Genomic DNA, 10,450 nt, shown 5'->3' on the forward strand with positions numbered 1-10,450 from the left:
CGGACGCCGACAATTCAAACGCTCAACGATAAGGAGCGTCGATGGAGATATTGCGCGCAATTTCGCGCTCCCATCGGTCGCCGTTATCGAGCAGACGCTGCTTATCGAAATAGAGTTCTTCACGCGTCTCTGTCGAGAACTCGAAGTTCGGACCTTCGACGATTGCATCAACCGGGCATGCTTCCTGGCAGAAGCCGCAATAAATGCACTTCACCATGTCGATGTCATAACGGACTGTTCGGCGCGTCCCGTCATTGCGACGCGGGCCAGCCTCGATGGTGATGGCCTGGGCGGGACAGATTGCCTCGCACAGCTTGCAGGCGATGCACCGCTCTTCGCCGTTTGGATACCGACGCAGTGCATGCTCACCCCGAAATCGCGGACTGACCGGACCCTTTTCGAAGGGGTAATTGATCGTCGCCTTCTGCTTGAAAAAATAGCGCATCGACAAGAAGAAGGTCGAGACGAATTCCTTCAGAAAAAGCGAGCTGATCGACTGAGCCAGACTTGCCATTTGTATTCTCCAATGAACTTCCGGTCAGGCGCAATCAGGCGCCAGCGGTAAGCTTCAGTACGAATGCAGTGATGATGACCATAGCGAGCGAGAGCGGCAGGAAGACTTTCCAACCCAGACGCATCAGCTGGTCGTAGCGGTAACGCGGAACAAACGCCTTGACCATTGCGAACATGAAAAAGACGAGTGTGCCCTTGAGGATAAACCACACGATGCCCGGCACCCAATTCAAGAACCAGACATCGACCGGCGGGAGCCAGCCTCCCAGGAACAAGATGGTCGTCAGCGAGCAAATCAGCAGGATGGCGGCATATTCGCCGAGCATCAACATCATGTAAGGCGCAGAGGAGTACTCCACCATGTAACCGGCGACGAGTTCGGATTCTGCTTCCGGTAGATCGAACGGAGGGCGGTTCGTTTCAGCGAGGCCGGATATGAAAAAGATCACGAACATCGGGAACAGGACGAGCCAGTGCCAATCAAGGAAGGAGGCTGGCAATCCCACTGCCGTGCCTATGCCGGTCTTTTGCGCAAGGACGATGTCCGTCAGGTTCAAAGAACCGACGCACAGCAGGACGGTCACGATCACGAAGCCGATCGAGACTTCATAGGACACCATCTGCGCCGCAGAGCGCAGTGCACCAAGGAAGGGATACTTGGAGTTGGACGCCCAGCCAGACATGATTACGCCGTAGACTTCCAGCGAGGAAATGGCGAAGACGTAAAGGATGCCGACGTTGATGTTGGCGATCACCCAGTTCTCATTGAACGGGATGACGGCCCAGGTTGCGAGCGCAAGCGTAACCGATACGAGTGGCGCCAGCAGGAACACGCCTTTGTTTGCGCCAGCCGGAATGATCGGCTCTTTGAATACGAACTTCAAAAGATCGGCGAAGGACTGGAAAAGGCCGAATGGGCCCACCACGTTAGGTCCACGGCGCAACTGCACCGCTGCCCAGATCTTGCGATCGGCCAGCAGGATATAGGCGATGAAGACGAGCAGGCATACGAGGAGCAACAGGGACTGGCCGATCATAACAATCGCTGGCCAGACGTAAGTCAAAAAGAAGGAGTCCATGTTTTCCAGCCTTTACTCTGCCGCAGCCTTGAAATTGTTGCGGGCCAGTGCCGAACATTCCGCCATCACGGCCGAAGCACGTGCAATTGGGTTCGTGAGATAGAAGTCTTTGACCGAAGACGCAAACCCAGACTTGCCCAAGCTCACCGGTTTTTTTGCAAGCTCTGCAATCTCATTGCTCGGAGCCGGAGCAATTTCGTCCAGCGAGTTGAAATGAGGATGCGCTTCATACAGCTGGCGACGAAGAGCCGAAAGCGAATCAAAGGGCAGCTTCTTGCCGAGAACGTCCGAAAGCGCACGGATGATGGCCCATTCTTCGCGAGCATCGCCAGGCGCAAAGCCCGCACGATTGCCCATCTGTACCCGCCCCTCGAGATTGACCCAGGTGCCGGACTTTTCCGTGTAGGCCGCGCCGGGAAGAATTACGTCTGCGCCATGCGCACCAGCATCGCCATGGCTACCGATATAGACGGTGCACTTGGCATGCTTTGTGGAGAACTCCATTTCGTCAGCGCCCAACAGGAAGAGTACGTCCATCGACCGCAGCATGGTGGCGGCATTGGCGCCGTTAGCGCCCGGAACGAAACCGAGATCCAGTCCACCAACACGCGATGCGGCAGTATGGAGCACACCGAAGCCATTCCAGTCTTCGCTCACTGCACCAACAGCACTCGCGATCGAGGCAGCAGAAGCAAGGATGCTCGCTCCGTCGTCCCTCGTCAGAGCGCCGGGTCCCACGACAATCATGGGCTTTTTCGCGTTGCGCAGTTTCTCGACGAATCCATGGGATCCATTGGCCAGTTCGGCAAGAGTTTCCGGACCAGCACCGAGATACTCATAAGGGTAGCGCAGCTCAGCGGCTTCGCCGATCACAGCAATCGGGAAATTGCCGCGACGCCAGCGCTTACGGATACGGGCATTCAGAACGGCAGCTTCCAGTCGGGGATTAGCGCCGATAAGTAGGAGTGCGTCAGCGTTTTCAATACCTTGGATGGTTGGATTAAAGATGTAACTTGAACGACCAAAGGCCGGATCCAGCTTCGAACCATCCTGACGACAATCGAGGTTCTGCGAACCAAGTGCATTCAAGAGTTGCTTGAGCGCGTACATTTCTTCAACGCTTGCAAGATCACCTGCGATCGCGCCGATACGGGCACCTGTCGTTGCCGAGACCGCCGTCTTGATCGTCTGGAAAGCGTCTGCCCAGGTGGTGGGCTGCAAGCGACCGTCGCGACGGACATAGGGGCGATCGAGACGCTGAGTCTTCAGACCATCCCAGATAAATCGGGTTTTATCGGAGATCCATTCTTCATTCACTTCCTCGTTCACACGAGGCATGATGCGCATGACTTCGCGACCGCGCGTATCGACCCGGATTGCAGAGCCAACAGCATCCATCACATCGATCGATTCGGTCTTGCCAAGTTCCCAAGGACGCGCCGTAAAGGCGAACGGACGGGACGTCAGCGCACCGACCGGGCAGAGATCAATGACATTGCCCTGTAGTTCGGACGTCATTGCATGCTCGAGATAGGTCGTGATTTCCGCGTCTTCGCCGCGGCCGATCAGGCCTAGTTCAGAGATGCCACCCACCTCCGTCGTGAAACGAACGCAACGCGTGCAATGGATGCAGCGGTTCATCACCGTCTTGACGAGCGGGCCAATATATTTGTCTTCGACAGCACGCTTGTTTTCGGCATAGCGGGAAGCGTCCATACCAAAGGCCATCGCCTGATCCTGCAGATCACACTCGCCGCCCTGGTCGCAGATCGGACAATCAAGCGGGTGATTGATGAGCAGGAATTCCATGACCCCTTCCCGGGCCTTCTTCACCATCGGTGTGTTGGTGAAGACTTCAGGAAGTTCTCCGTTCGGGCCACCGCGAATATCGCGCACGCCCATGGCGCAGGAGGCAGCCGGTTTTGGCGGCCCGCCCTTTACCTCGATAAGGCACATGCGGCAGTTGCCCGCCACCGACAAGCGCTCATGGAAACAGAAACGCGGCACTTCGGCACCCGCCTCCTCGCACGCTTGCAAAAGCGTGAAGTGATCGGGAACCTCTATCTCTTTGCCGTCAACCTTGAGCTTAACCATCGTCACTTACGTCCTGTTTCCAGTCCCCTGCCCTTTCAGGCTGGTGACACATTCCGTTACCGCAGCAGCGCCTTTGCCTGCGCGATCCAATCGTCCTTGGCAATCCGACCGTCAAGTCCCACCTCCCGGTCGAAATGCTCTACTTCCTTATCAGTCCATGCTGCAATATCCTCAATGCGCACGACACCCATGCCATTGAGCAATACCTCCAATTTCGGGCCGATACCCGAAATTGCCTTCAGATCATCCGGCTGCTTTCTAGTTCTGCTGCTGCGGCGCCTGCTCCCACCGAGCGGATCTTGGGAAGCGGTAGGCTTGCCAGGCCCGACCTTGGCAGGCTTGGGTACACCTTGCGTCTCAGAAACCTTCTGCTTTGACTTTGCTCGAAGCTTTATCGAGGGAGCGCTGGTGCTCGGAGATACCTCTTGCGATGCATCCGAAGCCACATCCATCGCTACCGGATGAGAAGCAACTGTCCTGACCTCGTCGGATCGACCCGCATCCTTCACCGCACCAGAAAGCTTGTCATCTGCTGCCTGCCGCTGCTCGGTAGTTGCAGTTGCCGCCATCGCGGCCTGCATCATGCCGAAAAAGGCGCCCGCGAACTGGTTACTCAACGCAAGACCAGCGGCGGTGGCAGCCGTCACCAACTCCAAGGGACTAGCCGGCGCATGGTCGGAAAAAGGCAAAGTGAACCCGAGCGAAGAATTCTTCTTCCCATCAGAATTATCATTTTCATTGCCCGCACCGACCATCGATTACTCCGCAGCTTCCATGACAGCGCCGTGGCTGGTGGCATTGGCAGTGTATTGATCGATGCGCTTCTCGATGTCAGATCGGAAATTGCGGATCAGACCCTGGATAGGCCAAGCCGCCGCATCGCCGAGTGCGCAGATCGTGTGGCCCTCGATCTGCTTCGACACCTGGAACAGCATATCGATCTCGCGCTTCTGCGCCTGCCCCTTCACCATCCGCTCCAGAACACGCATCATCCAGCCGGTGCCTTCCCGGCAAGGCGTGCACTGACCGCAGCTTTCGTGTTTGAAGAAGGCAGCAATACGCCAGATCGCCTTGATGATATCCGTGGATTTATCCATCACGATCATGCCGCCTGTCCCGAAGGACGACTTCACTTCGCGCATGCCGTCAAAGTCCATGATCGCATCGGCCATGTCCTCGCCGCGGACAACCGGGCACGAAGCGCCGCCGGGGATGACAGCAAGCAAATTGTCCCAGCCGCCGCGAATGCCGCCGCAATGGCGCTCGATCAGCTCACGGAAGGACAGGCTCATGGCTTCCTCGAAGGTGCAGGGCTTGTTCACGTGGCCGGATACCATGAACAGCTTTGTACCGACATTGTTGGGACGACCAATAGCCGAGAACCACGAAGCGCCACGGCGAAGGATCGTCGGGGCAACGGCGATCGACTCGACGTTGTTCACCGTCGTCGGACAGCCATAAAGACCCATGTTTGCCGGGAACGGCGGCTTGAGGCGCGGCTGACCCTTTTTGCCTTCAAGGCTTTCCAGAAGTGCAGTCTCTTCACCGCAGATGTAGGCGCCTGCGCCATGATGGACGTAGACATCAAAATCCCAGCCACACTTGTTGTTGGCGCCGAGCAGGCCAGCATCGTAGCATTCGTCGATGGCCTTCTGCAGATCCTCGCGCTCGCGCATGTACTCACCGCGCACATAGATGTAAGCGGTATGAGCACCCATCGCGAAGCCTGCAATCACGCAGCCTTCGATCAGCGTATGGGGGTCGTTGCGCAGGATCTCGCGATCCTTGCAGGTACCAGGCTCCGATTCGTCAGCATTGACCACGAGATAATGCGGGCGGCCATCCGATTCCTTCGGCATGAAGGACCACTTCAGACCAGTCGGGAAGCCCGCGCCACCGCGCCCGCGCAGACCGGACGCCTTCATCTCGTTGATGATCCAGTCGCGGCCTTTTTCAATGATCTGCTTCGTGCCATCCCAGTGGCCACGGCTCATTGCGCCTTTCAGCGACTTGTCCTTGAGGCCGTAAATGTTGGTAAAGATGCGATCTTGATCTTTCAACATGATGTGTTCCACCAGTCCGCGGCCCCGAGGCCGGCTTTAAGAATACCTGTTCACCGCGGAATGCGGCGTTTCACCGATGCGGCAGAGTTATTTTCTGCCGCCGGATGTCTTGTCGTCTGTACCGGCTACCTTGCTGCCTTCAGCCGGTGCGCCCTCGCCCGTACTGCCAACAGCCTTGGGGTCCGGCTCCGAAGCCTTTGTCCCGGAAAGCGGCTGCGTCTCAGCTTTCTCGGCATTCGCTTTCGCTTCTGCCGGCGCAGTCACCGGTGTCTTGAGCGCAGCATTGGTTTCCGCACCCGTATCCTTCGGACGAGCAGCCTCGGCAGGCGGTACAGAGGCACCCTCTGCAGGAGCCTGCGCTTCCAGATTGGTACGGACCGGCCTTGTCTCCTCAAGCAGCGTCAGCGACCCACCTTCGGGTGCAGACAAATGCCGGTCGATCTGTGGACCAGTTCTGACATCTGCGCCACGACCTGCTTCGAATTCATCGATAATCTCTTCAAGACGCTCAGGCGTGAGATCTTCATAAGCATCTTTGAAGATCATCACCATCGGCGCATTGACGCACGCACCCTGACATTCGACTTCTTCCCAGGAAAGGGTGCCGGATGCGTTGCGCTCGAAAGGCTCCGAATTGATCTTGCGCTTGCACACGTCCATCAAGGCTTCGGAACCTCTCAGCATGCAAGGCGTTGTACCGCAAACCTGGATGTGAGCCCTTGTGCCAATCGGCTTCAGCTGAAATTGCGTGTAAAAGGTCGCAACTTCCAGCACGCGAATGTAGGGCATCGCCAGTTTCTGGGCGATAAACTCGATTGCTGCCCGCGTCACCCAGCCATCCTGCTCCTGGGCGCGCATCAATAACGGAATCACCGCTGATTGCTGGCGACCTTCCGGATATTTGCGAATCGTCGCTTCTGCCCAATCTGCGTTGTCCGCAGTGAAGGCAAAAGCTGCCGGCTGAAACTGATCTTCGGCTAGTCGACGAACAGACATTTCTTCTCACGCCTTATCAATTGATGGATGCGCACCGCGTGTTCGCCACATTGACGAATTCGCAGGCGTAGCCGGATTTTCCCTTTTGCATGAATACGATCAACTTCGATCCATTGGGTACGGCCGACTTGATTTCATATTCCTTGGCTAGAAGTTCCGCCATGGTCGCATCAGCACCTCGCGCGGTGTCTGCCCCCGTCTGAAAGCTCTGAGCTTCAGCTGCAAAGCTAGACAGGACAAACAATCCGGCTGCGATGGCGACGCATTTCATCAGCGGTCAACCTCTCCAAACACGATATCGAGCGATCCGAGCACCGCGGAAACATCAGCAAGCTGATGTCCACGGCACAGGAAATCCATGGCCTGCAGATGTGCATAGCCCGGAGCGCGGATCTTGCAGCGGTAAGGCTTATTCGTCCCGTCAGAAACCAGATAAACGCCGAACTCACCCTTCGGTGCCTCTACCGCAGCGTAAACTTCGCCTTCCGGGACATGGAAACCTTCGGTGTAGAGCTTGAAGTGATGGATCAGCGCTTCCATGGAACGCTTCATCTCACCGCGCTTCGGTGGAACAACCTTGCCATCGATAGACGAAACAGGACCGGTCTTTGCATCGCCGAGCAGGCGGTCGACGCACTGCTTCATGATCTTGCAGGACTGTTCCATCTCGAACATGCGGATCAAGTAACGGTCGTAACAGTCACCGTTCTTGCCGATTGCGATATCAAAATCGAGATCGGCGTAACATTCGTACGGCTGCGACTTGCGAAGATCCCACTTCGCGCCGGAACCGCGAACCATGACGCCCGAGAAGCCCCATGCCCAGGCATCCTCGAGCGAAACAACACCGATATCGACGTTGCGCTGCTTGAAAATGCGGTTGTCCGTGATCAGGCCATGGATATCCTGAAGCGCGCGCGGGAACTCGTCACACCATTTACCGATGTCTTCGACAAGATCCTGCGGAAGATCCTGATGCACGCCACCCGGACGAAAATAGGCCGCATGCATGCGAGCACCGGAGGCGCGCTCATAAAACACCATGAGCTTCTCGCGCTCTTCGAATCCCCATAGCGGCGGCGTAAGCGCACCGACGTCCATGGCCTGCGTCGTCACGTTCAGCAGGTGCGACAGGATACGACCGATTTCGGAATAGAGAACACGGATGAGCTGACCGCGGATCGGGACTTGGATACCGAGCAACTTCTCAACCGCGAGACAGTAGGAATGCTCCTGATTCATCGGAGCAACGTAGTCGAGGCGATCGAAATACGGCAGGGCCTGAAGATAAGTCTTGGCCTCGATCAGCTTTTCCGTGCCACGATGAAGCAGGCCGATATGGGGATCGACGCGCTCGACGATTTCACCATCCAGTTCAAGGACCAGACGCAGAACGCCGTGAGCCGCAGGATGCTGCGGTCCGAAATTGATATTGAAATTGCGGACGTTGTGTTCAGTCATTTCTGCCTACTCCATGCTGGACAGCTCAAAAGCGCCAGCGGGATGACGTTCCTTGTTAAAGCGGCGCCGGGACGCCGCCTGAATCAGACCTTGGCCTTCTCGTCGCCGGGAAGCACGTAGTCAGTACCTTCCCAGGGACTCAGGAAATCGAAATTCCGAAACTCCTGGCGCAGTTGCACCGGCTCGTAAACGACACGCTTTGCACCATCATCATAGCGAACCTCGACGAAGCCAGTCAGCGGGAAATCCTTGCGGAGAGGATGACCTTCGAAGCCGTAATCCGTCAGTATACGACGAAGATCCGGGTGACCGGTAAACAAAATGCCGTACAAATCCCACGCTTCCCGCTCGAACCAGTCTGCACCCGGGTATACTGCACAGGCCGATGGGACCGCTTCATCTTCTCCGCACTGCACCTTCACGCGAATGCGCGCATTCTGGCTTGGCGAAAGCAGATGATAGACAACATCGAAGCGACGCGCACGCTTTGGCCAGTCGACGCCTGCGATATCAACGAGGTTGACGTAACGTGCCTGCACATCGTCACGCAGAAACGTCAACAGCGCGATCAGGCTTTCCGGTGTCGTGTTGAGTGTCAACTCATCATAGGCGATAGCGGATGACGCGACCAAGCCAGGTCGAGCCTCGTTCACATAAGCCGCGAAGTCGTTCAGGGCCTCACTCATATTCAGTCCTCGCCCTCAGCGCTCGATCGTTCCGGTCCGGCGTATCTTCTTCTGCAGCAGAAGCACGCCGTACAGCAGCGCCTCCGCCGTGGGGGGACAGCCGGGAACATAAATATCAACAGGTACGACGCGATCGCAGCCACGGACCACCGAGTAGGAATAATGGTAGTAGCCGCCACCGTTTGCGCACGAGCCCATCGAAATGACGTAACGTGGCTCAGGCATCTGGTCGTAAACCTTGCGCAGAGCCGGCGCCATCTTGTTCGTTAGGGTGCCCGCAACAATCATCACGTCAGACTGGCGTGGTGAAGCGCGAGGCGCGAAACCAAAGCGCTCGACATCATAGCGAGGCATGGAAAGCTGCATCATTTCAACAGCGCAGCACGCAAGACCGAATGTCATCCACATCAGCGAGCCGGTGCGCGCCCAGTTGATCAATTCATCCGTCGAAGTGACTAGAAAACCCTTATCGGCGAGTTCGTTGTTAATCTCGCCGAAAAATGCATCGTCGCTTCCAACTGGCTTGCCGGTCCGGGGATCAATGATACCCTTCGCTTGTGGCGCAACCAGGGTGGTGCCGTTATCGACTACTCCCATTCCAGCGCTCCTTTTTTCCACTCATAGATAAAGCCGATGGTCAGGACGCCGAGGAACACCATCATGGACCAGAAGCCGAACCACCCGATTTCTCCGAAGGACACAGCCCAAGGGAACAGAAAAGCAACTTCCAGGTCGAAGATGATGAACAGAATCGACACGAGATAGAATCGGATGTCGAACTTCATTCGGGCATCGTCAAATGCATTGAAACCGCACTCGTAGGCAGACAGCTTCTCCGCATCCGGCGCCTTGTAGGCAACAGCGAACGGAGCAATTAGAAGCGCCAGACCGATCACGAGGGCAATTCCAATAAAAATCGCGATCGGAACATAGGAACTGAGAAGTTCAGTCATCGTATTCCATCCTTGCTTGCCAAGCGGTGCCGGGCGGCACAAAAGCGAATGCGCGGCAAGCGAACGTGCATTGCAACACGGCGTGACTAGCGCAGGCGGAAGCCGCGCGCAAGACCTTTGAATCAAGCTTCCCGCACCAAAATGGTACAAATCCATTTGCATGTTAACATCAAGGGAAGATGACGCAAATGATGAGGCCTGAGAATCCTGTTGATCGGCTTTGTACCACCGTCAGATAATGAGGTATTGTCGGGAAAACAACGGATCGGCGACACCTAAAGGCGATACGTCCGTTTGAGGACGAAACGACAGTCTTGCGACGCTGGGTCGCACCGACGAAAAAGGAAGAATACCCCGGAATACCGCCCAACGGGAAACAGATGCACTCAGTTGAGTTCCACGTAGTTCCGAGAGCATTGAAACTAAAATGGCGCGAGTGACGGGGCTCGAACCCGCGACCTCCGGCGTGACAGGCCGGCACTCTAACCGACTGAGCTACACCCGCGCATTGTTTCTATTTTGACTGGAATGGCGCGAGTGACGGGGCTCGAACCCGCGACCTCCGGCGTGACAGGCCGGCACTCTAACCGACTGAGCTACACCCG

General features: G+C 56.6%; 10 protein-coding genes, 1 tRNA gene and 1 pseudogene. All 12 read right to left on the minus strand.

The genetic code is table 11. The features are described from left to right. Nucleotides 1–22: 22 nt before the first annotated feature. The 12 genes and pseudogenes from nuoI to MUU53_RS10820 all read right to left on the minus strand — a co-directional run bounded on the left by nuoI (nt 23) and on the right by MUU53_RS10820 (nt 10,350). Nucleotides 23–514 (minus strand): NADH-quinone oxidoreductase subunit NuoI, encoded by a 492-nt coding sequence (nuoI, locus tag MUU53_RS10765; protein ID WP_062552625.1) that lies wholly within the window; start codon nt 512–514, stop codon nt 23–25. A gap of 34 nt (nt 515–548) precedes the next feature. Then, a complete protein-coding gene (gene nuoH, locus MUU53_RS10770; protein WP_247260904.1) occupies nt 549–1,592 on the minus strand; it encodes an NADH-quinone oxidoreductase subunit NuoH in 1,044 nt (347 codons plus the stop codon). A gap of 12 nt (nt 1,593–1,604) precedes the next feature. Further along, on the minus strand, nt 1,605–3,686 hold the full coding sequence (nuoG, locus tag MUU53_RS10775) for an NADH-quinone oxidoreductase subunit NuoG (protein ID WP_247260905.1): 2,082 nt from the start codon (nt 3,684–3,686) through the stop codon (nt 1,605–1,607). Between the two features lie 56 nt (nt 3,687–3,742). After that, nucleotides 3,743–4,333 carry a 5' DNA nuclease gene (locus MUU53_RS10780; protein ID WP_247260906.1) on the minus strand — a complete coding sequence of 197 codons (591 nt, stop codon included), beginning with the start codon at nt 4,331–4,333 and terminating at the stop codon, nt 3,743–3,745. A 111-nt stretch (nt 4,334–4,444) separates the two neighbouring features. After that, nucleotides 4,445–5,749, minus strand: a complete 1,305-nt coding sequence (gene nuoF / locus MUU53_RS10785; protein WP_247260907.1) for an NADH-quinone oxidoreductase subunit NuoF — start codon at nt 5,747–5,749, stop codon at nt 4,445–4,447. 96 nt (nt 5,750–5,845) lie between these two features. Further along, nucleotides 5,846–6,745 (minus strand): annotated as a pseudogene (nuoE, locus tag MUU53_RS10790) (NADH-quinone oxidoreductase subunit NuoE); the annotation flags it as partial. A 16-nt stretch (nt 6,746–6,761) separates the two neighbouring features. Then, nucleotides 6,762–7,016: a hypothetical protein gene (locus MUU53_RS10795; protein WP_247260908.1), complete on the minus strand. Its 255-nt coding sequence runs from the start codon at nt 7,014–7,016 to the stop codon at nt 6,762–6,764. Beyond that, a complete protein-coding gene (locus tag MUU53_RS10800) occupies nt 7,016–8,206 on the minus strand; it encodes an NADH-quinone oxidoreductase subunit D (RefSeq protein WP_247260909.1) in 1,191 nt (396 codons plus the stop codon). The genes MUU53_RS10795 and MUU53_RS10800 overlap by 1 nt, the downstream gene beginning before the upstream one ends. Nucleotides 8,207–8,289: 83 nt before the next feature. Further along, nucleotides 8,290–8,892: an NADH-quinone oxidoreductase subunit C gene (locus MUU53_RS10805; RefSeq protein ID WP_247260910.1), complete on the minus strand. Its 603-nt coding sequence runs from the start codon at nt 8,890–8,892 to the stop codon at nt 8,290–8,292. 15 nt (nt 8,893–8,907) lie between these two features. After that, a complete protein-coding gene (locus MUU53_RS10810; RefSeq protein WP_062552633.1) occupies nt 8,908–9,489 on the minus strand; it encodes a NuoB/complex I 20 kDa subunit family protein in 582 nt (193 codons plus the stop codon). After that, nucleotides 9,480–9,845, minus strand: coding sequence for an NADH-quinone oxidoreductase subunit A (locus MUU53_RS10815; protein ID WP_062552634.1), 366 nt, complete (start codon nt 9,843–9,845; stop codon nt 9,480–9,482). Before MUU53_RS10815 ends, MUU53_RS10810 begins: the two co-directional genes overlap by 10 nt. Nucleotides 9,846–10,273: 428 nt before the next feature. Beyond that, a tRNA-Asp gene (locus MUU53_RS10820) sits at nt 10,274–10,350 on the minus strand. Between the last annotated feature and the right edge of the window lie 100 nt (nt 10,351–10,450).

Source organism: Affinirhizobium lemnae (assembly GCF_022968395.1).
Lineage (GTDB): Bacteria > Pseudomonadota > Alphaproteobacteria > Rhizobiales > Rhizobiaceae > Neorhizobium > Neorhizobium lemnae.

Bases quoted from the DNA above. Each gene is read 5' to 3' on its own strand.
- nuoI (WP_062552625.1), bottom strand. From the start codon at position 514: ATGGCAAGTCTGGCTCAGTCGATCAGCTCGCTTTTTCTGAAGGAATTC.
- nuoH (WP_247260904.1), bottom strand. From the start codon at position 1,592: ATGGACTCCTTCTTTTTGACTTACGTCTGGCCAGCGATTGTTATGATC.
- nuoG (WP_247260905.1), bottom strand. From the start codon at position 3,686: ATGGTTAAGCTCAAGGTTGACGGCAAAGAGATAGAGGTTCCCGATCAC.
- nuoF (WP_247260907.1), bottom strand. From the start codon at position 5,749: ATGTTGAAAGATCAAGATCGCATCTTTACCAACATTTACGGCCTCAAG.
- MUU53_RS10795 (WP_247260908.1), bottom strand. From the start codon at position 7,016: ATGAAATGCGTCGCCATCGCAGCCGGATTGTTTGTCCTGTCTAGCTTT.
- MUU53_RS10800 (WP_247260909.1), bottom strand. From the start codon at position 8,206: ATGACTGAACACAACGTCCGCAATTTCAATATCAATTTCGGACCGCAG.
- MUU53_RS10805 (WP_247260910.1), bottom strand. From the start codon at position 8,892: ATGAGTGAGGCCCTGAACGACTTCGCGGCTTATGTGAACGAGGCTCGA.
- MUU53_RS10810 (WP_062552633.1), bottom strand. From the start codon at position 9,489: ATGGGAGTAGTCGATAACGGCACCACCCTGGTTGCGCCACAAGCGAAG.
- MUU53_RS10815 (WP_062552634.1), bottom strand. From the start codon at position 9,845: ATGACTGAACTTCTCAGTTCCTATGTTCCGATCGCGATTTTTATTGGA.